General features: G+C 57.7%; 16 protein-coding genes and 1 pseudogene. 10 read left to right on the forward strand and 7 right to left on the reverse strand.

Going from position 1 to position 22214, the window contains the following annotated elements:
- Window positions 1-11 precede the first annotated feature (11 nt).
- Window positions 12-1314 (reverse strand): annotated as a pseudogene (gene betB / locus LA04_RS03825) (betaine-aldehyde dehydrogenase).
- Window positions 1315-1327: 13 nt separating this feature from the next.
- Window positions 1328-1915 (reverse strand): transcriptional regulator BetI, encoded by a 588-nt coding sequence (gene betI, locus LA04_RS03830; RefSeq protein WP_024906969.1) that lies wholly within the window; start codon window positions 1913-1915, stop codon window positions 1328-1330.
- 128 nt (window positions 1916-2043) lie between these two features.
- Between betI and betT the strand changes: the two genes are divergently transcribed.
- From betT to LA04_RS03865, 7 genes are all read left to right on the forward strand, one after another.
- Entirely contained in the window at window positions 2044-4077 is a 2034-nt protein-coding gene (gene betT / locus LA04_RS03835) for a choline BCCT transporter BetT (protein WP_047650527.1), read from the forward strand.
- 666 nt (window positions 4078-4743) lie between these two features.
- Window positions 4744-5124 carry a hypothetical protein gene (locus LA04_RS03840; RefSeq protein ID WP_047650528.1) on the forward strand — a complete coding sequence of 127 codons (381 nt, stop codon included), beginning with the start codon at window positions 4744-4746 and terminating at the stop codon, window positions 5122-5124.
- A 33-nt stretch (window positions 5125-5157) separates the two neighbouring features.
- Window positions 5158-5754 carry a hypothetical protein gene (locus tag LA04_RS03845; RefSeq protein ID WP_235211313.1) on the forward strand — a complete coding sequence of 199 codons (597 nt, stop codon included), beginning with the start codon at window positions 5158-5160 and terminating at the stop codon, window positions 5752-5754.
- A 103-nt stretch (window positions 5755-5857) separates the two neighbouring features.
- Window positions 5858-6412 carry a fimbrial protein gene (locus LA04_RS03850; protein ID WP_047650529.1) on the forward strand — a complete coding sequence of 185 codons (555 nt, stop codon included), beginning with the start codon at window positions 5858-5860 and terminating at the stop codon, window positions 6410-6412.
- 57 nt (window positions 6413-6469) lie between these two features.
- Window positions 6470-7150 carry a fimbrial biogenesis chaperone gene (locus LA04_RS03855; RefSeq protein WP_047650530.1) on the forward strand — a complete coding sequence of 227 codons (681 nt, stop codon included), beginning with the start codon at window positions 6470-6472 and terminating at the stop codon, window positions 7148-7150.
- A gap of 172 nt (window positions 7151-7322) precedes the next feature.
- The gene (locus LA04_RS03860) at window positions 7323-9686 is read left to right on the forward strand and encodes a fimbria/pilus outer membrane usher protein (protein WP_047650531.1); all 2364 of its coding nucleotides are present in this window, start codon (window positions 7323-7325) and stop codon (window positions 9684-9686) included.
- Window positions 9687-9763: 77 nt separating this feature from the next.
- Complete coding sequence (locus tag LA04_RS03865; protein WP_235211314.1) at window positions 9764-10744, forward strand: fimbrial protein; 981 nt, start codon at window positions 9764-9766, stop codon at window positions 10742-10744.
- 162 nt (window positions 10745-10906) lie between these two features.
- On the opposite strand, the gene entD is transcribed toward LA04_RS03865, so the two are convergent.
- Both entD and LA04_RS03875 read right to left on the reverse strand, forming a co-directional pair.
- A complete protein-coding gene (gene entD / locus LA04_RS03870; protein WP_047650533.1) occupies window positions 10907-11557 on the reverse strand; it encodes an enterobactin synthase subunit EntD in 651 nt (216 codons plus the stop codon).
- Between the two features lie 80 nt (window positions 11558-11637).
- Window positions 11638-13878, reverse strand: a complete 2241-nt coding sequence (locus tag LA04_RS03875; RefSeq protein WP_047650534.1) for a TonB-dependent siderophore receptor — start codon at window positions 13876-13878, stop codon at window positions 11638-11640.
- 146 nt (window positions 13879-14024) lie between these two features.
- On the opposite strand from LA04_RS03875, the gene fes reads away from it, so the two are divergent.
- The 3 genes from fes to entF are packed head-to-tail and all read left to right on the forward strand — an operon-like array spanning window position 14025 to window position 19301.
- A complete protein-coding gene (gene fes / locus LA04_RS03880) occupies window positions 14025-15224 on the forward strand; it encodes an enterochelin esterase (protein WP_047650535.1) in 1200 nt (399 codons plus the stop codon).
- Window positions 15225-15234: 10 nt separating this feature from the next.
- A complete protein-coding gene (locus LA04_RS03885; protein ID WP_047650536.1) occupies window positions 15235-15447 on the forward strand; it encodes an MbtH family protein in 213 nt (70 codons plus the stop codon).
- A complete protein-coding gene (entF, locus tag LA04_RS03890; protein WP_047650537.1) occupies window positions 15444-19301 on the forward strand; it encodes an enterobactin non-ribosomal peptide synthetase EntF in 3858 nt (1285 codons plus the stop codon). The genes LA04_RS03885 and entF overlap by 4 nt, the downstream gene beginning before the upstream one ends.
- 108 nt (window positions 19302-19409) lie before the next feature.
- Here the strand turns inward: entF and fepC are convergent, their stop codons facing one another.
- Genes fepC through fepD form a run of 3 tightly spaced genes read right to left on the reverse strand, consistent with a single transcriptional unit; the run spans window position 19410 to window position 22197 of the window.
- Window positions 19410-20210, reverse strand: coding sequence for an iron-enterobactin ABC transporter ATP-binding protein (gene fepC / locus LA04_RS03895; protein ID WP_047650538.1), 801 nt, complete (start codon window positions 20208-20210; stop codon window positions 19410-19412).
- Window positions 20207-21196 carry an iron-enterobactin ABC transporter permease gene (gene fepG, locus LA04_RS03900; protein WP_047650539.1) on the reverse strand — a complete coding sequence of 330 codons (990 nt, stop codon included), beginning with the start codon at window positions 21194-21196 and terminating at the stop codon, window positions 20207-20209. The genes fepC and fepG overlap by 4 nt, the downstream gene beginning before the upstream one ends.
- Window positions 21193-22197, reverse strand: coding sequence for a Fe(3+)-siderophore ABC transporter permease (fepD, locus tag LA04_RS03905; protein WP_047650540.1), 1005 nt, complete (start codon window positions 22195-22197; stop codon window positions 21193-21195). Before fepD ends, fepG begins: the two co-directional genes overlap by 4 nt.
- Window positions 22198-22214: the final 17 nt, after the last annotated feature.

Genomic DNA, 22214 nt, shown 5'->3' on the forward strand with positions numbered 1-22214 from the left:
AAACCTCCCGGTTAAAATATGGACTGGAATTTACCCATCTCAACCTGGATGGACTTCACCTGGGTGTAGCTCTGCAGCGTCATGACGCCGTTCTCGCGGCCAATGCCGGAGTGTTTGTAGCCGCCGACCGGCATCTCTGCGGCGGATTCACCCCAGGTGTTGATCCAGCAGATGCCCGCTTCGAGCTGATGAATGGCGCCGTGCGCGCGGTTCAGGTCGGCAGTAACGATGCCCGCCGCCAGACCGTAGTCGGTATCGTTGGCGCGGCGGATCGCTTCTTCTTCGCTTTCATAGGTGAGGATGGACATCACCGGGCCGAAGATCTCTTCGCGCACGATGGTCATCTCGTCGGTGCAGTCGGTGAACACGGTCGGGGCCACCCACGCGCCGTTGTCGAAGCCTTCGCCCTTCAGCACGTCGCCGCCGCACAGCACGCGCGCGCCTTCCTCTTTGCCTTTGGCGATGTAGCGCATCACGCTGTCGCGGTGCGGGAAGCTGACCATCGGACCAAAGTTGGTGTTTTCATCGAACAGATCGCCCGCGCGGATGCGGCCCACGCGCTCGACGATTTTCTGCTCAAACGCGGCCTTGAATTTCGCGGGTACGAACACGCGGGTGCCGTTGGTGCACACCTGGCCGGAGCTGAAGAAGTTCGCCATCATGGCGATGTCTGCCGCGAGATCGAGATCCGCGTCGTCGAAAATAATGAGCGGGGATTTGCCGCCCAGCTCCATCGTTACCTCTTTCAGGGACGAGGCCGCCGAGTTGGCCATCACCTTCTTGCCGCTGGCGACGCCGCCGGTGAAGGAGACTTTGGCGATGCCCGGATGCTCGGTGAGGTACTGGCCGGTCTCCGCGCCCACGCCCGGCAGGACGTTAAACACGCCGTCCGGCAGGCCCGCTTCGGTGTAGATCTCCGCAAGCTTCAGGGCGGTGAGCGGCGTCACTTCGCTTGGCTTGAAGATCATTGCGTTGCCCGCCGCCAGCGCCGGGGCGGATTTCCACAGGGCGATCTGGATCGGGTAGTTCCACGCGCCGATGCCCGCCACCACGCCCAGCGGCTCGCGGCGGGTGTAGACGAACGAGGTCTCACGCAGCGGGATCTGGCTGCCTTCCAGCGCCGGGATCAGCCCGGCGTAGTACTCCAGCACGTCCGCGCCGGTGACGATGTCGACGGTTGAGGTTTCGGAATACGATTTACCGGTGTCGAGGGTTTCCAGCTTTGCGAGCTCATCGTTGCGCTCGCGCACGACCGCTGGTGGCGGAGGTATAACCACCATTGATATAAAGCTGCTGTTCTGCCATTCGGGACATAAATTCTCCTCGGTTATTCGGTCGGTAAATGCTGGCTGATGAAGTGGCTGGTGAGCGACTGCGCCAGGGTCTTATCCAGCGGCTTGCCGCTCAGCGCGGCGCGTAGCCACAGCCCGTCGATCAGCGCCGCCAGGCCATAGCCCGCCTCTTCGGCCTGCTCGCGCGGCAGCTCACGGCGGAACTCGTACACCAGGTTTGACAATAAACGACGGCTGCTCACCTGCTGCAGGCGGTAGAGCATCGGCTGGTGCATGCTGCTCGCCCAGAAGGCCAGCCAGGCCTTCATTGCCGCTCCGCTGGTCTGGGTTTCATCAAAATTGCCGCCCACAATTGCCTGCAGGCGCTGCTCCGCGCTGGCGTCCGGCAGGGCGCGTAAGCGGCTCAAAACCGCGTCGCGCAGCTGGCCAGTGATGTCGCGCATGGTTGCTTCCAGCAGACCGTTTTTGTCTTTGAAGTAGTGACTGATGATCCCCGTGGAAACGCCCGCCCGACGGGCGATCTGCGCGATCGTCGCGTCATGCATTCCCACTTCATTTATTGCTTCCAGCGTGGCGTCGATAAGCTGCCTGCGCCGGATCGGCTGCATCCCCACTTTGGGCATTGTTGCCACTCCATTCATCAGCGTTGGTTATACATTAAAGCGGTTTTTGATTGGACGTTCAATATAAAATGTGTCTTAATTGTTGCGGATTTGGATTTTAATAGTTAGAAAAACAGTGGGGATACTGGATGACAGACCTTTCACAAGACAGAGAAAAAGACAAAATCAACCCGGTCGTTTTTTATACCTCCGCCGGGCTGATTTTGTTGTTTTCCCTGACGACGATCTTCTTTCGTGATTTTTCTGCCGAGTGGATTGGGCGCACCCTGAACTGGGTGTCGAAGACCTTCGGCTGGTACTATCTGCTGGCCGCGACGCTCTATATTGTCTTCGTGGTCTGCATTGCCTGCTCGCGCTTCGGGTCGGTAAAGCTCGGGCCTGAGCAGTCCAAGCCCGAGTTCAGCCTGCTGAGCTGGGCCGCGATGCTGTTTGCCGCAGGCATCGGCATCGACCTGATGTTCTTCTCCGTGGCGGAACCGGTCACGCAGTATATGCAGCCGCCGGAAGGGGCAGGGCAGACGATGGAGGCCGCGCGCCAGGCGATGGTCTGGACGCTGTTCCACTACGGCCTGACGGGCTGGTCGATGTACGCCCTGATGGGCATGGCGCTCGGATACTTTAGCTATCGTTATAATTTGCCCCTCACCATCCGCTCCGCCCTGTATCCGATCTTCGGTAAAAAGATTAACGGCCCGATTGGCCACAGCGTCGATATCGCGGCGGTGATCGGCACCATTTTCGGCATCGCGACGACGCTCGGGATTGGCGTGGTGCAGCTCAACTACGGGCTGAGCGTGCTGTTTGATATCCCGGATTCGATGGCGGCGAAAGCGGCGCTGATTGCGCTCTCCGTCATTATCGCCACTATCTCGGTGACGTCGGGCGTCGATAAAGGCATCCGCGTGCTCTCCGAGCTGAACGTGGCGCTGGCGCTGGGCCTGATCCTGTTCGTGCTGTTTATGGGCGATACCTCGTTCCTGCTCAATGCCTTAGTGCTCAACGTGGGCGACTACGTGAACCGCTTTATGGGCATGACGCTGAACAGCTTCGCCTTCGATCGCCCGGTGGAGTGGATGAACAACTGGACGCTGTTCTTCTGGGCGTGGTGGGTGGCGTGGTCGCCGTTTGTCGGCCTGTTCCTGACGCGTATTTCGCGTGGCCGCACCATCCGCCAGTTCGTGATGGGCACGCTGATTATTCCGTTCACCTTTACCCTGCTGTGGCTGTCGATTTTCGGCAACAGCGCGCTGCATGAGATCATCCACGGCAATGCAACCTTCGCGCAGGAAGCGATGGCGCACCCGGAGCGCGGCTTCTACAGCCTGCTGGCGCAGTACCCGGCGTTTACCTTTAGCGCCTCCGTGGCGACTATCACCGGCCTGCTGTTCTACGTCACCTCGGCGGATTCCGGTGCGCTGGTGCTGGGCAACTTCACTTCGAAGCTGAAGGACATCAACAGCGATGCGCCGAACTGGCTGCGCATCTTCTGGTCCGTCGCCATCGGCCTGCTGACGCTCGGCATGCTGATGACCAACGGCATTTCGGCGCTGCAGAACACCACGGTGATCATGGGCCTGCCGTTCAGCTTCGTCATCTTCTTCGTGATGGCCGGGCTGTATAAATCCCTCAAAGTGGAAGACTACCGCCGCGTCAGCGCGAGTCGCGATACCGCGCCGCGTCCGATGGGCGCGCAGGACAGGCTGAGCTGGAAAAAACGGCTCTCGCGCCTGATGAACTACCCGGGCACGCGCTACACCAAACAGATGATGGAGACGGTCTGCTTCCCGGCAATGGAAGAGGTTGCGCAGGAGCTGAAGCTGCGTGGCGCCTACGTGGAGCTGAAAAACCTGCCGCCGGAGGAGGGCGAGACCCTGGGGCACCTGGATCTGCTGGTGCACATGGGCGACGAGCAGAACTTTGTCTACCAGATCTGGCCGCAACAGTACTCGGTGCCTGGCTTTACCTACCGGGCACGCAGCGGTAAGTCGACCTACTACCGGCTGGAGACCTTCCTGCTGGAAGGAAGCCAGGGGAATGATTTGATGGATTACAGCAAAGAGCAGGTGATTACGGACATTCTGGACCAGTATGAACGGCATCTGAACTTTATCCATCTGCACAGGGAAGCGCCGGGGAATAGCGTGATGTTCCCTGATACGTAAGTTACTTTTTACAAACGCGCAATCTAAGGCAAGTGTCTATCGGCACTTGCCTTTTTTTATCACTTGTGTTTGCTGGCAGAACTCATCAGGGGAAGGGAAAAAGGAATAATGTTAATTTTCATCAGAAAAATTGATCTGAGTATGTTTTTCCACAATCTGCATGATTCTTAATGGTTTTTTTATTTTCCACACGAGCCGGTGTTAGGTCTTTGTAAGGAAACTTCAGGTTTTGTAATAGGTTTTTTACTAAAACTCAAAATTTTGTCATGAATAATCTTAAATTAACCCTATTAAGAAAAGGTTTAATTCCCTTTCTTTACTCTACTAACTTATTGATTTGAATTGCTCACTGTCTCTTGTTTGGGGTTTTGTTCTATTTTGTTAAATAAAATGGATGAATATTCTAGTGTAATGGTTTTGTTAAAAAATAGTGCTAGCTCTATACATTTTTTTAGCAAAAAGATTTTTATACTTAATAATGTAACTTTGGTGGTTGAATGTTTCTGCTGGTGTCGAGAGCGTATTTTTTTATCTTGATAAATTTGTCTCATTGTCCCCTTTTCTTCATTCAAATACCATCTTCTACAAATCAGGCGAACGCTGATTTACCCAGTGCGAGGAGTAGATGTCATAGAAATGAGAACGATAAGCCCCTAAGGAGTGGTTGTGCCTTTTGTCTCTGACGAACTTCTGTATGGATACACCATTTTCCAGCATCTGGAATACAGGCCAACAACGCGCACGCTAATTAATATCAAAAATGGCCGAATCAAAAGATTTGGTACGACGAAAGCCAGATTGTTTGAGTATTTATTGTCAGGAATGGATGAAGGAATTGTCTACGATAATGACATCATCGTACATGTTTTTGAAGACCATGGGTTGCGGTGCTCCAGATCTTATCTGCTGTCCATGATTAAAAAAATTCAAAATGCGTTTAATACCGTCGGCTTTGAGCGGTATCCCTTTGCAAGGGTTGATGGAAAAGCTTATGTAATCGCTCGGTCTTCTTTAGAACGTATATATGTTGTCAAAACTTCATCTTAATCATGTTATGTGAATTAAAAAAAGGAATGAACGTTGACGACGCTACTGGTGTTCACTCGGAATTTTGCGATGAGGCAGGCCATTCAGGGCTTATCCTCAGCGGACAAAGCGGTATTCTTTTTTGATAACCGTCTTGAGTTTATTGTCTGTGCAACGATCCTGGATAAGCCTTGCATAATGATTGATGCAATAGATGAAACAACAGATAACATAAGGTGGTTATATTCTCGGCTTGCGGCCAGAGGTTTATCGCGACGAATTTATTTTATTTCGCCGGAAGAAAATACAAGCAATAGCTATTTAAAACTCTTCTGGCTGGTTACGTCGATCAAAGAGTTGAAGGCGCTTTGCGATCGCGCAGCGAAACTCCCCACAACGGAAAAAACCTGGGAAGTAGCCGATGTTATTTACGACAGGTTATCGGTAAAGTTATCGCCAGAACATCTGGACTTTCTGATGATGCTATACGATGCGTCGACCGGAGAATATCGTTGTAATGACCGCGATGACATAAATAAAAACTACTATTTAAGAAAGCGACTTGCATTAGGAAGCAGCTCAGAGATGAAACAGCTTATCGTTATTTTATCCACTCAGGCTTATCACCATCCTTCTTTAAAATCAGCCTGATTGGGCAGTAAATAATACATTAACTGGTTTAGCGGACTTATTCCGCTGTTCCTGCATTGACATGACGTCAATGCAGATAATGTTCAATCCTAAGGATAAAGCTATGCAAACTAAAGTTACCCGTGTAATTCGTAATGTACTGACGGCTGCTGCCGTGAGCGGAATCACCTTTGCCGCTCAGGCGGCCGATGGAAAAATTAATTTCACCGGCACAATCCTTGATTCAGCATGTACGATTGATACCAGTACGGCGAATCAGACAGTTAACCTTGGGAAAATCCCTAAAAGCTCGTTTAGCGCGGCTGGAGCTGTTGCTGCTGCAACCCGCTTCAGCATTATGTTGAACAATTGCCCCGCGGCCGTTACCTCTGCATCCATTAAGTTTGATGGTACTGCGGACAGCTCTGACACCAGTATTCTTGCGCTGAACAGCGATCAAACGGCGAAAGGTGTAGGCGTTGCGTTTTATGAAGAGGACGGCATTACCGCGATCCCTCTGGCAACCCAGTCGAAGAGCGTCACCCTTGACACCAGCGCAGGCGAAGATGCCACAAACAGCAATAAGATGACCTTCGTGGCGAAATATAAGGCAACGCAGGCTGCCGTGGTGGCGGGTACGGCAAACGCGGCGTCAGATTTTACCATTACCTATCAGTAATATCCCGGGCGTACCTAAGGTACGCCCCGTTGTCTCTTGCTGAAATATTAGGAACGTATGATCAGTCAACTTATTCGAACGATTGCGTTATCAGGCGTTTGCCTGTTCTCTCTGCCGGTTCAGGCCAGCATAACCGTCGGGGGGACGCGCTTAATTTATAATGGAAACGAAAGCGAAGCCTCACTTCCAGTGAGTAACAGTCGGAATGCCGTTCCCTATTTAATTCAGTCATGGGTTGAGTTAGGTGAAAATGCGAAGGAGAAGGTTCCTTTTATCGTTACGCCGCCCTTGTTCCGCCTCGACGGAGGCCATGAAAATACGCTGCGGATCATTTATACCGGTGAAAAAACACTGCCTGATAATCGTGAATCTGTTTTTTGGCTAAACGTTAAGTCTATTCCCTCAATGACCCGGTCAGATGAAAATCGGCTGCTTATTGCCGTTAAGACGCGTATGAAGATTTTCTATCGCCCTGCGGCGCTGGCGTCTGAAAAATCCGGTGAAGCATGGACGAAATTAAAGTTTGAGACGCGCGGTGAACATCTGGTGATTAATAACCCAACGCCGTTCTACGTTTCTCTTTATTCATTAACGATTGGCAATAAAACGATTGCGCAGCCGCCGATGATTTCACCCTTTAGTTCCGCAACGGTGGCCGGCAGTGGAACGCAGGTGGCCTGGAAAGCCATAAATGATTTTGGTGGCGTAACGACAGAAAAGCGCCAGATGCTGAAATAAAAAATATTAACAATACGCTATGTCACTCGCGCAGGTAAGCAAAGTGAATACTGTTCCTTTATCTCGATATGGTTTTTTCTCTGGCTCGTGGCCTAACCGCGTAAGTCGACTCTCGACGATAGCGCTTTTTATTTCGGGCATTTTTCCCGCAGCTGCGGGCGAACTCTATTTTATGGCCGATGCACTTGAAAAAACACATTCGACTTCTCAGGGCATCGATCTGGGTCGCTTCGAGCGGGGAGAGCAGTTACCCGGCACCTACAGGGTGGAAATATGGCTTAATGAAAATTATATCCGAACGGAAAATATCTCTTTTGTTTCTGTTAACGGCGTCGGGTTGGCGCCAGAGCTTAACCGGGGCATGCTTGAATCACTCGGTGTCAGGGTCAAGGCATTTCCTGAATTATCTATGCTGCCTGCCGAGGCGATAATTACCGATCCCGGCGCATTTATACCGAATGCCTCCACCCGGCTGGATTTTGACAGGCAGAGACTGGATATCTCTATCCCTCAATCGGCGCTTAACGCGCGGGCACGCGGCACCGTTGACCCGTCACGCTGGAACCAGGGCATTTCTGCACTGCTGGTAAATTACAGCATCAACGGCTCGCACAGCTGGAGCAGGGACGGCGAGACGCAGGATCAGCTTTACACCAATCTGCAAAGCGGTATTAATGCGGGGCCGTGGCGCCTGCGTAACTACAGCACCGTGACGAAGAACAACGGAAAACTGTTGTTTTCGTCGTTGAATACTACCCTGAGCCGCGATGTCCAGTTTTTGAGAGGGCAGTTTCAGGTGGGTGAAAGCAGCACCCCCGGCGACGTGTTTGATAGCGTGATGTTTCGCGGCGCCCAAATTTTTTCCGATGACACCATGTTGCCGGAAAGCATGCGCGGCTTCGCCCCCATCATTCGGGGGATCGCCCGCACCAACGCCACGGTTACCGTGAAGCAAAACGGCTACACGGTTTATCAAACCTACGTGGCGCCTGGCAGCTTTATCATTCGCGATCTTTATCCTACGTCAGCGAGCGGCGATCTGGACATTGTCGTCACCGAAGCCGACGGCAGCGTCCAGCATTTCGTGCAGCCTTTCTCCGCGGTTCCCGTCATGCTGCGGGAAGGCCGCGTGAAGTATGCGCTGAGCACAGGGGAGTTTCGAACGACGAAGCATGGGGCACATACGCCCACATTTAGCCTGGGCACGTTGGCTTATGGTCTCTCCAATAATCTCACGCTGTACGGTGGCGTCCTGGGGGCAAGTAACTATGCGTCCGGCGTGCTTGGTTCCGGCCTCAGCTTTGGCGATATAGGCTCACTATCGGCGGACGTTACCCTTGCCGATAGTCAGCTCGTTGAGGAAAAAAAACGCCGCAGTCGGGGGCAGTCCTATCGGGTGCAGTATTCAAAAACGGTGGCCACGACTGATACCACCGTGACGCTCGCAAGCTATCGCTACTCCACGGAAGGGTTTTATACCTTTCAGGAAGTGAATGAATTCAGCAGCCAGCGCTACAACAAGCGAAGCCGATTGCAGCTCAACCTTAGCCAGTCGCTGCAAAGCTGGGGTAATTTTTATATTTCAGCATACCAGCAGGACTACTGGAGCAGACAGGGCTATGAGCGCAACGTCAGCACCGGCTTTAACACCAGTATCCGTGACATCAATTACTCGCTCGGCTACACCTACAGCGAAACGCCGGGCAAAGACCGTAAGGACCAGATTGTAGCCTTTAACCTCCAGGTGCCGCTGAGCAAATGGCTGCCGCAAAGCTGGGCCAGTTATAGCGTGAATATGCAAAAGAACGGTCCTGAGACGCACCTTGTGGGTCTGAGCGGCACCGCACTCGCCGATAATAACCTAAGCTACCTTGTCCAGCAGGGCTATACCTCGTCTGGCGGAGAATCAAGAAGCTCCCTAAGCGGAACCTATAAAGGCGGCTACGGCACCGTAAATGCAGGCTACAACTACAGCCGACAGAACAGTCAGCTGAACTTCGGCCTGCTGGGAGGGATCGTCGGCCACGAGCATGGCGTGACGTTCTCTCAGCCGCTGGGGGATACCATTGTGCTGCTGGAAGCGCAGGGCGCGTCAGGCGTGAGCGTGCGCAATAACCCTGGCGTTAAAACTGACTGGCGCGGATATGCGGTAGTGCCCTATGCCAGCGCCTATCAGGAAAACCGGATTGCGATAGACATCGGTTCGCTGGGGCCGGACGTGGATGTGGACGAATCCGTAGTCAATGTCGTACCTACGCGCGGTGCCGTGGTGCGCGCGACGTTCAAAGCGAGAACGGGGTTCCGGGCCCTGATAACGCTGCTGTATCAGAACTCGCCGGTGCCCTTTGGGGCCATGGTAAAGCTCAACGGAAGCGATGCGATGAGCATTGTCGGGAGTGATGGAGAGGTCTATATGAGCGGCCTGAACGACGGTGACAGCATAACAGTACAGTGGGGAGCGAAAACCTGTCGCGCCAAAATAAACTTGAACGCCTTACCGGGTAAAATTCAGCGTACCGCTGCGACGTGTCGTTAAATTTCTCATTGCGTTAATACGTATTATTACTTTTACGAGAGAAGGCCTACGCCTCGCCTGAAATGAAGGAACATATCATGTCCACCGTATTTAAAATCGCGACGGCAGCCGTGGGGTGCGCTGTCTCTCTGAATGCCTTTGCGTTGTGTTCTGCAAACGACGTAGCGGTCAACTTCGATCACAATATTATCGTTCAGCGGGATGCGCCGGTTGGAACGGTATTAGCAACGATAATCACCAGTAACCCCATAAAATGTGACGCTGAGGGTCAGCAAATTGGATACGATGGCTCGTGGTTTATTCAGCTCTCCGGGGTGAATACGGATTACGGCGCCTCGCCGCTGGCAAACGTGCGGGCGACAGAGATTCCGGGCATTGGCATCCGGTGGAAAAACTTTTCCAGCACCACGCAAAGCAGCGAATTTGTCACCAGAATGGACCTCAATAACCCGAGCTGGAGGCGAGGGATCCTCCAAAATGGTGTATCAACGTTCACGGATACGTTTGAGCTGATCAAAACCAGCACTACCCCTGAGACGGGCTCTATACCCGCTCTGACGCTAAATATGGAATACAGTACACCGAGAAGTAATAACATTATGCGCCTGCCGCTTTTTAAATATATATTTTCGCCGATGAATATAAGCACCGCTTCCTGTCAGATTGAAGATAAAAATTTGAATATTAATATGGGGATTACGCTATTACCGAAGTTTAACGGCGTCGGCAGCACCCAGAATCAGGTGATGTTTTCCATACCGCTTATCTGTAGTGCACAGACCGCAGTGAATGTGACGTTGGATAACGTCAGCCCGCTTGCCGATCCTGTTAACGGAGTATTGGGGTTAAACAGCAGTTCGACGGCTACAGGTTTGGGCATTCAGCTAAAATATAACGATTCGCCCGTACAGTTCGGCAAGCTTATTAAATACGGCACGACGACCTCGGCAGGGGAAATCGTCAATATTCCCTTTAAGGCCGCGTATTATATGACTTCTGCGAATGCTCGATCAGGCTCGGTGAGTGCCACGGCATCGTTTACTATGACCTATCGTTAACGTTTTATTTGAAATACCCTCGCATCCGGTCTGTTCTGCGCGTTTTCCACCGAATGCCTGAAAGATAACAGCCGAATCAAGCAGATTGGTATTATGGGGATCATTTTTTCCGGCATGTTTGGTGTCGCGTTGAGCCTCTGCATTCCCGTCGGCAGGAGAGACTTACAGCAGGGTGATCGCCTGTTCGCCATGCTGTCGCCAGTGAACGGTGAAGGCGGTGGCTTTGGCATAGCCCGCTCGTTGAAGGGTTAATGCCAGGGTAAGCGCTTTATCGTCGAGGTGTGTGACGCGAGTGCTGTCAAAACCCATCCAGGACTGTACCTTCGGAAAGAGGGCTTTGAACAGGCTCTCTTTGGCGCTAAACGCCAGCGTCAGGGCGAGGGGGAACGGATAACCTGAGCGGGAAAGGATGATCTCTTCCTGGACATCAATGACGCCGTCTTTTATTTCCTGAGCTTCATTCTCGGAGAGGATCGTTTCGCAATCGATGCCGATAATCACCGGATGGTGGCATGTCACAACCGCCATCGCCTGCGTGCCGCTGTGGGTGATGCTCCCCGAAACCCCTTTCGGCCAGAGCGGTTCGCCGCTGGGGCCGATGCCGGGGATCGCGCGTTCATTTATCACGCCGAGCGCATGCGCGGCGGCAATGCGGCCAGCCAGATGCTCGGCTTTGCGTTTGCGCCCGGCGTTTGCAAGCTCTGCGTGGTGGGGGAGCCAGAGAAGGTCGGCGTCGGTGAAGGTGGTGGGGTCGAAGGTGACGTGGTGGACGGTGTGGCCGGCAAGAGAAAATGTGCTGTGGGTAGTGTGCATGGTTTTCCTTCAGAATTGTGCGGCCTGATGCCCTCACCCCGGCCCTCTCCCATAGGGAGAGGGAGGAGTTACTGCCTGAATCAGAATCGCGTATTCACGCTCATGTACCAGGTTCGGCCCGGTTCATTATACGTGTACGCTCCCGCACCGTACATATACGCACCGGTGGTGGCATTTCCGGTCGTCTGGGCATTACCCGCGCGCCACTGACGCTTGTCGAAGACGTTATCCACGCCGCCGGTCAGGCTGACGTTTTTGGTCATGTCCCAGGTCGCACTCAGGCCAACGATGCTGTACGGGCTGACTTCGTCTTTCTCAGATCCTGTCACCGGCTGACCTTTGTAGTTGTACTTCTTCGGCTGCTGCTTGCCGTACCAGGTAAAGGTCGACTGGAGCGACACGTCCTGATGCACCTGCCAGCTCAGGGTCGAGTTCAGCGTGTACTCCGGAATGATCGACAGACGGTCGCCGGTCTCCTTGTTCTTGCTCTGCAGCATATAGGTGATGTTGTTGGTCCAGTTGATCGTGTCGCTAACCGGCACGTTCAGGGAGCCTTCCAGCCCTTCGACAACCGCTTTCGGAACGTTTTCCCACTGGTAAATATCCGTCTGCACTTTGCCGGAAGAGGTATGGCCAATCGGCGCGTAGCCCGCTTCAATCTTGTCGCGATAGTCGTTGCGGAACCAGGTCACGCCAGCCAGCCAGCCGTCGCGCTTCCACTCCAGACCAATCTCTTTGTTGATGCTGGTCTCCGCTTTCAGGTCGTCGTTGCCCATCATGTAGCAGCCCACGCCGTCCGAGCTGGCGTAGCAGCCCTGGCCTTTGCTGTAGAGCAGGTAGTTCGGGTTGGTCTGGTACAGGCTCGGCGCTTTATAGGCGCGCGCGATCCCCATCTTCAGCGTGAAATCATCCCCCAGACCTTGCGACAGGTTCAGGGACGGGCTCCAGTTGTTGCCGACGATGGTGTGGTGATCGAAGCGCAGGGCTGGGGTCAGCATGGTGCTGTCGGTCAGCTCTATGTTGTTTTCGGCGAACAGGGAGAAAATCTCCGCCGAGGTGTACGGGCTGCGGTCGTTTGTCATGCCCGGAATGGTGCCGCCCTGCTGGGTTTGCGTAAAGGAGGTGGAGTCCTTCATGCGCTGCTGGTTCCACTCGGTGCCCAGCGTCAGGTTCTGGTTGACGAGGAAATCAATCGGCAGGTTGATCTCGCTGTGCAGCATCACGTCGGCCAGGTCGGTGTCGGTGAATTTATTGCTGTTGAATAACCCTTCCGTCCCGCCCGCCAGCCCTTCGCCCAGGCGGGAGTTGCGGGTGTGCTCGTACTGCGCCCAGCTGCTGGTGGTGATGCCGTTATCCCAGCCGCCGTTCCAGGTCACCGCGAAGTTCTGGCGGTAGATACGGTTAGTCTCTTTGCCGTAATTCTTCTTCACCAGCGCGCTGTCGTTGTTGGTGTTCTGCGTGTCGCCCGCGTAGAGGTTGTTCTGGCGGCTGTAGCCCGCTTCGAACTCCAGGGACTGCATGGGCGCGAAGTCCCAGCGCACCACGCCGTTGATGTCTTTGTTTTCCACGCCCTCGCGGCCAGCAGGCAGGGTGTTGGCGTAGGCACCGGTACGATCGGACTGATGACCCTGGTTGATATCCCACGCGTCGGCCTGGGTTTTATCGAGGTTACCGAACATGCGGAAGCTGAAGTCGCCGCCCAGCGGGCCGCTCAGGCTGAAGTTGGTGCGTTTGGTGGAACCTTCGTCCTTGTGCTCTGGCGCGTTCAGATAGGTGTTCCAGGAGCCGTGCCACTGGTCGTCGAATTTTTTGGTAATGATGTTCACCACGCCGCCTGCCGCACCGTTGCCGTAGCGCGCGGCTGCCGGACCGCGGATCACTTCGATGCGCTCGATCATCTCCGGCGGCACCCAGCCGGTATCGCCGCGGGTGTCGCGCTCGCCGCGCCAGCCCAGACGGATAGAGTTACGGCTGGTCACCGGCTTGCCGTCGATCAGAATCAGCGTGTTTTCCGGACCCATGCCGCGAATGTCAATCTGACGGTTATTACCGCGCTGGCCGCTGGTTGAGTTCCCGGTGAGGTTAACGCCCGGCATGGTGCGGATGATTTCCGCCACATCGCGCGCGGGCGGGTTTTTGCGGATCTCGTCGGCGGTGATGGTCGATACGCCCGGCGCCTGTAAATTCTGCTCGGCGGCGGTGATTACCATGGTGTCTTCGTGCTGCGCAGAGGCGGTGTTGTCGTCTGCCATGGCGGGCAACGCGACACCATAAATCCCTAAATTGACCAGCAAGGCCAGAGAGTGAATCTTCTTATTCATTGTACGTCCCGCTTTTATGGTTATTTAATGAACGCGCTTCCCACAGCGCGGGCATTACGCTATTGCAAATGCAAATAGTTATCAATAATATTATCAATAAAATTTGCGCTGAAACAAAAAAGACTGTGAAACATGGGGTTATAAGGGTGACGACGTTAACAACCGGAAGTGAAGCGTGGTGGCAGTCGAAAAATGGGCCTGAATGGAAGCTGGAAAAGGGAAAATATCGCGTCACGTTCTGGTGGCGTGACCCGGCAGGAACGCAAAGAACGTCATCGATCAAACGCGTCTGGCTCTACGTCACCGGCGTGACCGATCACCACCAAAATGCCCGCCCGCAGTCTCTCGAACGCATCCCGGATACCGACGTCTGGCAGTGGCAGGGTGAGTTCAGCCCCGAGTGGCGCGGAAGCTACTGTTTTATCCCATCCGTGAACGAAAACGATTTTACCGATACCGTCTTTGAAGGCGAGCAGCCGGACCGCATGGCGCTGCGCGAAGGCTGGCGTAAACTGCTGCCGCACGCGGTTTCCGACCCGCTGAATCCGCAAAGCTGGCGCGGCGGGCGCGGGCATGCCGTCTCCGCGCTGGAGATGCCGGAAGCGCCGGTTCAGCCGGGCTGGAATCATCCCGATACGCCACATCAACCTCCGATTTGCATTGAGTGGGAAAGCGCGCGCCTGGAAAATCGCCGTCGCGTCTGGATTTTCACCACCGGGGGGGACGACCGGGAGCGTCCGCTGGCGGTGCTGCTCGACGGGCAGTTCTGGGCCGAAAGTATGCCCGTCTGGCCTGCGATGGCGTCGCTCACCGCCCAGCGCAAATTACCGCCCGCGGTCTACGTCTTAATCGATGTTATCGACATGGAGCATCGCAACCGCGAGCTGCCGTGCAATCCCGATTTCTGGCTGGCGGTGCAGGAAGAACTTCTCCCTCTTGTAAAAAATATCGCCCCCTTCAGCGACCGCGCCGACCGTACCGTGGTGGCGGGCCAGAGCTTTGGCGGACTCTCTTCGCTTTATGCTGGCCTCAACTGGCCGCAGCGGTTTGGCTGCGTGCTCAGCCAGTCCGGCTCGTACTGGTGGCCTCACCGCGGTGGGCAGCAGGAAGGGCGCCTCATCGAACAGCTCCGAGCCGGTGAGCTAACCGCGAGCGGGCTGCGTATCGTCCTCGAGGCCGGACGTAACGAGCCGCTGATTTTCAATGCCAATCAGGCGATTTACGCCGAACTACACGCGCAGCAGCAGGTTACCTGGCGTCAGGTTGACGGCGGACACGACGCGCTTTGCTGGCGCGGTGGGCTGACGCAGGGGCTGATGACCCTCTGGCAGCCGCTTATTCAATAACGGAGTCTGTATGGAATTCAGCAATCCTTTCGATAATCCGCAGGGACAGTTCGCCATTTTGCAAAACGACCATGAGCAGTACAGCCTGTGGCCGCAGCAGTGCGAACTGCCGGCGGGGTGGCGCGTGGTGTGCGAAGCGCAGTCTCAGGAGGCATGCCAGCAGTGGCTGGCCGAACGCTGGGAAACGCTTGAGCCGTCTTATTTTGCGGGGGATAACGCATGAACCGTCTTCCTCTCGTCGCCGCCCAGCCGGGGATCTGGATGGCGGAACAGCTGTCCACGCTGCCAAACGCCTGGAGCGTAGCGCACTACACCGAGCTGAAAGGCGATATCGATGCGCCACTGCTGGCAAAAGCCATTGCCGCGGGCATGATGCAGGCAGACACCCTGCGCATGCGCTTTGCCGAAGAAAACGGCGAGGTGTGGCAGTGGGTGGATGAGAGCTTCGTTCTGCCGGAGCCGTCCGTTATTCGCGTTGATTCCCACGCCGCCGCCGTGGCGCTGATGGAATCCGATCTTAACCAGAACCTGCGCGTCGACAGCGGCCAGCCGCTGGCGTTTCACCAGCTGATTCAGGTCGGTGAAAATCACTGGTACTGGTATCAGCGCTATCACCATCTGGTGGTGGATGGCTTCAGCTTCCCGGCCATTACCCGCCAGATCGCCGCGATTTATGCCGCGTGGAAAAAGGGTGAACCGACGCCCGCATCTCCGTTTACGCCATTTGCCGAAGTGGTGGAGGAGTATCAGCGCTATCGCGACAGCGAGGCATACGCGCGCGACGGCGCCTTCTGGGCGGAGCAGCGCAGGCAGCTTCCTTCTCCGGTCTCGCTCTCTTCCGCGCCGCTGCCGGGGCGCGCCGCCACAACCGATATTCTTCGCCTGAAGGTTGATGCCGACGGTCGCGCCTTTAGCCAGCTTGCGCAGGCGGCAGGGCAGACGCAGCGTACCGATCTGGCCCTTGCGCTGGTGGCGCTGTGGCTGGGCCGTTTGACCGGACGGCTGGACTACGCCGCCGGGTTTATCTTTATGCGCCGCATGGGCTCCGCCGCGCTGACCGCGACCGGGCCGGTGCTCAACGTCCTGCCGCTGGCGGTGAATATAAACCCTCATGAGTGCCTGCCGGAACTGGCGCTGCGCCTGGCTAACCAGCTGAAAAAAATGCGCCGCCATCAGCGCTACGACGCCGAGCAGATCGTGCGCGATAGCGGGCGTACCGCAGGCGGTGAAGCCCTGTTTGGTCCGGTGCTGAACGTGAAGGTGTTTGATTATCAGCTGGATATCGACGGCGTGGAGGCCATCACCCACACGCTCGCAACCGGCCCGGTGAACGATCTGGAGCTGGCGCTGTTCCCCGACGAGCAGGGCGGATTGAGCATTGAGATCCTCGCCAGTAAGCAGCGTTACGATGAAGCGACTCTTTCCCGTCACGTGGCGCGTCTGAACGCGATGCTGATGCAGTTTGCGGCTAACCCGGACCTGCGCTGCGGCGAAGTGGAAACCGTTTCAGAACAGGAATACGCGCAGCTTGCGCGCATCAACAATACCGGACTGGCGCTGCCGGCCACCACGCTGGCGGAGCTGGTGGCGGAGCAGGCGAGCAAAACGCCGGACGCCCCCGCGCTTGCGGACGCGCGTATTGAGCTCAGCTACCGCCAGATGCGCGAGCAGGTGGTCGCGCTGGCAAACCTGCTGCGCGCGCGCGGCGTGAATCCGGGCGACAGCGTGGCGGTGGCCCTGCCGCGCTCGGTGTTCCTTACCCTGGCGCTGCACGGCATCGTCGAGGCGGGGGCAGCATGGCTGCCGCTCGACACCGGCTACCCGGACGACCGCCTGCGGATGATGCTCGAGGACGCGAAGCCGTCCCTGCTCATTACCACTGACGAACAGCTTCCGCGCTTTAGCGATCTGCCGATTAGTGCATTTAGTTACAACACCCTTTTACCGGCTGCGGATGCAAAACCGCTGCGGCTGGCGAAGCCGGAGCAAACGGCGTACATCATCTTTACCTCCGGTTCGACGGGACGTCCGAAGGGCGTCATGGTCGGGCATACCGCCATCGTTAACCGCCTCAAGTGGATGCAGGACCACTACCCGCTGGACGCGACGGACGTGGTGGCGCAGAAAACGCCGTGCAGCTTTGACGTGTCGGTGTGGGAGTTCTGGTGGCCGTTTATCGCCGGGGCGAAGCTGGTGATGGCCGAGCCGGATGCGCACCGCGACCCGCAGGCGATGCAGAGCTTCTTCGCGCGGTACGGCGTGACCACTACCCACTTCGTGCCGTCGATGCTGGCGGCGTTTGTCGCCTCGCTGGCGCCGGAAAACGTCGACTGCTGCAAAACGCTTAGGCAGGTGTTCTGCAGCGGCGAAGCGCTGCCGACCGAACTGTGCCGCGAGTGGGAGCAGCTCACCCGTGCGCCGCTGCACAACCTCTATGGCCCAACCGAAGCGGCGGTAGACGTGAGCTGGTATCCGGCGTTTGGCCCCGAGCTGGCGGCGGTGGAAGGCAACAGCGTGCCGATCGGCTTCCCGGTATGGAACACCGGGCTGCGCATTCTTGACGCCATGATGCGCCCGGTGCCGTTTGGCGTGGCGGGGGATCTTTATCTCACCGGCATTCAGCTGGCGCAGGGGTATCTTGGCCGTCCGGATCTCACCGCCAGCCGCTTTATTGCCGACCCGTTCGCTCCCGGCGAGCGTATGTACCGCACCGGCGACGTTGCCCGCTGGCTGGACAACGGCGCGGTGGAATATCTCGGCCGCAGCGATGACCAGTTAAAAATTCGCGGCCAGCGCATCGAGCTGGGCGAAATCGACCGGGCGATGCTGTCGCTGCCGGACGTGGCCCAGGCCGTGGCGCACGCCTGCGTCTTCAACCAGGCGGCGGCAACGGGCGGCGATGCCCGCCAGCTGGTGGGGTACGTGGTTTCCGAATCCGGCTTACCGCTGGATCGCGACGCGCTGTTGGCATCGCTCAAAGCGCAGCTGCCGCCGCATATGGTGCCGGTGGTGCTGCTGCAAATCAGCGCGCTGCCGCTCAGCGCGAACGGCAAGCTGGATCGCAAGGCGCTGCCGCTGCCGGAGTTGACGAGTAAAACCTCTGGCCGCGTGCCGGAAAGCGAATCCGAAATCGTCGTCGCGCAGGCATTTTCCGCGCTGCTCGGCTGCGAGGTCAACGACATTGAGACCGACTTCTTTGCCCTCGGCGGACACTCGCTGCTGGCGATGCGCCTGGCGGCGCAGCTTAGCCGCGCGTTCGAGCGCAAGGTTACGCCGGGGCAGATTATGGTCGCCTCCTCGGTGAGCAAGCTCAGCGCGCTGCTGGACTCGCAGATGAGCGACGAGCAGGCGCAGCGTCTGGGGTATGAAACCCTTCTGCCGCTGCGCGAAAGCGACGGGCCGACGCTGTTCTGCTTCCACCCGGCGTCCGGCTTTGCCTGGCAGTTTAGCGTCCTGGCGCGCTACCTCAGCCCGCGCTGGTCCATTGTCGGCATTCAGTCGCCGCGTCCGGACGGTCCGATGCAGCAGTGCGCTGATCTGGATGGGGTCATTGAGCATCACCTGGCTACGCTGCGTAACCAGCAGCCGCAGGGGCCGTATTATCTGTTCGGCTATTCCCTCGGCGGCACGCTGGCGCAGGGCATTGCGGCCCGTCTGCGCGAGCAGGGAGAAGCGGTGGCCTTCCTCGGCCTGCTGGACACCTGGCCGCCGGAAACCCAGAACTGGTCGGAGAAAGAGGCCAACGGCCTTGACCCGGAAGTGCTGGCGGAGATCGAGCGCGAGCGTCAGGCGTTTATTGCTGCCCAGCAGGGACAGGGCTCCAGCGAGCTGTTTAACGCTATAGAGGGCAACTACGCCGACGCGGTGCGTCTGCTCACCACTGCGCACAGCGCGCGCTTTGACGGCAAAGCGACGCTGTTTGTCGCCGAGCGGACGCGAACGATGGATCCGCAGGTCGCCTGGGCGCCGTGGGTGGCGGAGCTTGAGGTGTACAGCCAGGACTGCGCCCACGTGGATATCATTTCACCGCAGGCGTTTGAGAAGATAGGGCCGGTGTTGAGGGAGATACTGGGATAACGTCAAAAGCGCCGGGTGGCGGCTGCGCCTTACCCGGCCTACGGATCCGTGGTTGATGTTTGTTGGGTTTGCTCCCTCTCCCTGTGGGAGAGGGCCGGGGTGAGGGCATCAGACCGAACGCTTTCCAAGCGGCACCACCAGCGGCGTACCCGCCACCGGATCGTCAATAATCATGCAGCGCATGCCGTAGATCCGCTCGATCAGCTCCGGCGTCACAATCTCTTTCGGCGCGCCCTGCGCCACAATCTCACCGTCGCGAAGCGCAATCAAATGCGTGGCGTAGCGGCACGCCTGGTTTAAGTCGTGCAGCACCGCCGCCAGGGTATACCCCTGCGTGCGGTTCAGCTCGCTCAGCAGTTCCAGAAGATCAATCTGATGGCTGATGTCGAGCCAGGTCGTCGGCTCGTCCAGCAGCATGATGGAGGTCTCCTGCGCCAGCACCATCGCGATCCACGCGCGCTGACGCTGCCCGCCGGAGAGGGTGTCCACGCTCTGCTGGGCGAGCCCGGTAATACCCGTCGCCTGCATCGCGCGGTTCACCGCCTCGTCATCCTCTTTACGCCAGCGGGTAAACAGCGGCTGGTGCGGATAGCGTCCGCGCGAGACCAGCTCCTGCACCGTGATGTCTCCCGGCGTGGTGGCGTTTTGCGCCAGCAGACCGATGCGTCTGGCCACCTCCTTGCTGGCGAAGCGCTGGATCTGCTCCCCGTCGAGGAACACGCTGCCCTCAGCCGGCGTCATCAGGCGACTCAGCGTGCGCAGCAGGGTCGATTTTCCGCAGCCGTTCGGGCCGATAATGGCCGTGAAGTGGCCGTCCGGAATGGCAACGGATAAGTCACAGGCAATGATTTTTTTGCCGTAGCCGAGGGTGAGGTTTTCGCCGCGCAAGCGGGTGGTTGTGTCTGTCATTTCCTGCGTGACTCCTGAACGAGCAAGACGATGAGGTAAATCCCGCCGAGGCTGACGGTCACCACGCCCACCGGCAGTTGATAAGGCATAAATAGCCGCTGGGCGCAGAGATCGGCGGCCAGTAGCAGCAGCGCGCCGCACAGCGCCGCCTGGGTTAATCCCCAGCGCGCCGTCCCGCTAAGGCGCCGCGCGATGTGCGGTGCCACGAGGGCGATAAACGAGATTGGCCCGGCAATCGCGGTGGAGGCGGCGGTCAGCAGTACGGCGACCAGCATCAGCATCAGGCGCGAGCGTTCGACGCCCACGCCCAGCGCGCAGGCGCTATCGTCGCCCATCTCCAGCAGACGCATACGGCGCACCAGCAGTAGCGCGCCGATAAACATCAGCAAAATCAGCGGCGCGGCGGGCCAGATTTTGCCCCACGTCAGGCCGTTGAGGGAGCCTGCATACCACAGCCCGGCGGAGAGTGCGGTTTCCAGAGAAGCCTGCAACAAAAGCCAGGTGTTAAACGCCATCAGCATCGCGCGGATGCCGATCCCGATAATGATCAGCCGGAAGGTGTCAATGCCGTTGCGCCAGGCCAGGGCCCAGATAAGCAGCGAGGTCAGAATGCCGCCCGCCATCGCCGTAAAGGTAATGGCCGTCAGATGTTGCCCGAACAGCACCATCGCCACCAGCACGCCGCTCCAGGCGCCGGTGTTGAGGCCCATCACGTCCGGGCTGCCCAGCGGGTTGCGCATCAGCGACTGGAATATTGCGCCGCTCACGCCGAGCGCCGCACCGACCAGAATCGCCATCGCCACGCGCGGAAGACGCCACTCCGTCACCACCATGGTGATGTTACGCGGCGCGCTGCCGAGCAGGGTGTTGAAGACCTGAGTAAAGTCGAGCGTCACCGCGCCGCTGCGCAGGCTCCAGACCGCCAGCAGCAGAATGGCGATAAGCAGCAAGACGCTGGTCAGTAAACGACGGGACGGGGCCATCATGCGCCACCTCCGCGTTTACGACGAACCAGGAAGATCAGCACCGGCGCGCCGATAAAGGCGCTGACCACCGAGACGCGCAGCTCGCCGGGCACCAGCAGGCGGCCCAGCACGTCGGCAAACAGCAGCAGGGCAGGGGTGGCAAGCAGCGTCACCGGCAGCGACCAGCGGTGATCTGCTCCCACCAGCCAGCGCGCCATGTGCGGCATCATCAGGCCAATAAAAGCGATCGGGCCGACCACGGCGGTCGCGCTGCCGGACAGTACGGTGATGGCGAACAGACCAATCAGCTGCGTGCGCGCCACGCGGTTGCCGAGGGCGGTCGCGGTGTCGCTGCCGAGGCTCAGGCTGTTGAGCGACCGGCTTAAAAACAGCGCCACGGCGGCAGCGATAATGACCGGGATCGCCACCACTTTAAGCGTGTCGAGGGTGCGGATATCCAGCGAACCGGCCTGCCAGAAGCGCAGCTGGTCGTAGACGTCCGGGTTGAGCAGGGCGATGCCGTTGGACAAGCCTTCCAGCACCGCCGCGAGCGCTACGCCCGCAAGCGTCAGGCGTACCGGGCTCAGCTGCCCGCCGCCCTGGCTGCCGGTAAAGGCGACGACCAGCGAGGCGGCCAGCGCGCCGCAGAAGGCCATCACCAGCTGTTCAGAGGGCGAGGTCAACCCGAACAGCGCCGCGCCGAGCACGATAGCAAAGCTGGCGCCGGAGTTAACACCGAGGATACCGGGGTCCGCCAGCGGATTGCGGGTAAGGGTTTGCATCAGGGCACCGGCAAGGCCGAGCGCGCCACCGGCCAGCAGTCCGGCAAGGGTGCGGGGCAGCCGGGCGTCGAGCACGATGACGCAGTCGGCGCTCTGGCAGGTGCCGGAGAGCGCATCAACGATAACGGACGCGGGCAGCGGCTTCGCGCCAACCAGCAGACTGAGTGCAATTGCAAGGCTCAGGAGCAGCAATAAAACGGGCACGGCAACGGCGCGCACCGAAGAAGAGGAAAACGACATAGCAACATCCATGATTT

The sequence above is a fragment of the Enterobacter sp. UCD-UG_FMILLET genome, from assembly GCF_000762975.1.
Lineage (GTDB): Bacteria > Pseudomonadota > Gammaproteobacteria > Enterobacterales > Enterobacteriaceae > Enterobacter > Enterobacter dykesii.

Excerpts from the sequence above, each read along its gene's own strand:
- betI (WP_024906969.1), bottom strand. The coding sequence starts at position 1,915 with ATGCCCAAAGTGGGGATGCAGCCGATCCGGCGCAGGCAGCTTATCGAC.
- betT (WP_047650527.1), top strand. The coding sequence starts at position 2,044 with ATGACAGACCTTTCACAAGACAGAGAAAAAGACAAAATCAACCCGGTC.
- LA04_RS03850 (WP_047650529.1), top strand. The coding sequence starts at position 5,858 with ATGCAAACTAAAGTTACCCGTGTAATTCGTAATGTACTGACGGCTGCT.
- LA04_RS03855 (WP_047650530.1), top strand. The coding sequence starts at position 6,470 with ATGATCAGTCAACTTATTCGAACGATTGCGTTATCAGGCGTTTGCCTG.
- LA04_RS03860 (WP_047650531.1), top strand. The coding sequence starts at position 7,323 with ATGGCCGATGCACTTGAAAAAACACATTCGACTTCTCAGGGCATCGAT.
- LA04_RS03865 (WP_235211314.1), top strand. The coding sequence starts at position 9,764 with ATGTCCACCGTATTTAAAATCGCGACGGCAGCCGTGGGGTGCGCTGTC.
- entD (WP_047650533.1), bottom strand. The coding sequence starts at position 11,557 with ATGCACACTACCCACAGCACATTTTCTCTTGCCGGCCACACCGTCCAC.
- LA04_RS03875 (WP_047650534.1), bottom strand. The coding sequence starts at position 13,878 with ATGAATAAGAAGATTCACTCTCTGGCCTTGCTGGTCAATTTAGGGATT.
- LA04_RS03885 (WP_047650536.1), top strand. The coding sequence starts at position 15,235 with ATGGAATTCAGCAATCCTTTCGATAATCCGCAGGGACAGTTCGCCATT.
- entF (WP_047650537.1), top strand. The coding sequence starts at position 15,444 with ATGAACCGTCTTCCTCTCGTCGCCGCCCAGCCGGGGATCTGGATGGCG.
- fepC (WP_047650538.1), bottom strand. The coding sequence starts at position 20,210 with ATGACAGACACAACCACCCGCTTGCGCGGCGAAAACCTCACCCTCGGC.
- fepG (WP_047650539.1), bottom strand. The coding sequence starts at position 21,196 with ATGATGGCCCCGTCCCGTCGTTTACTGACCAGCGTCTTGCTGCTTATC.
- fepD (WP_047650540.1), bottom strand. The coding sequence starts at position 22,197 with ATGTCGTTTTCCTCTTCTTCGGTGCGCGCCGTTGCCGTGCCCGTTTTA.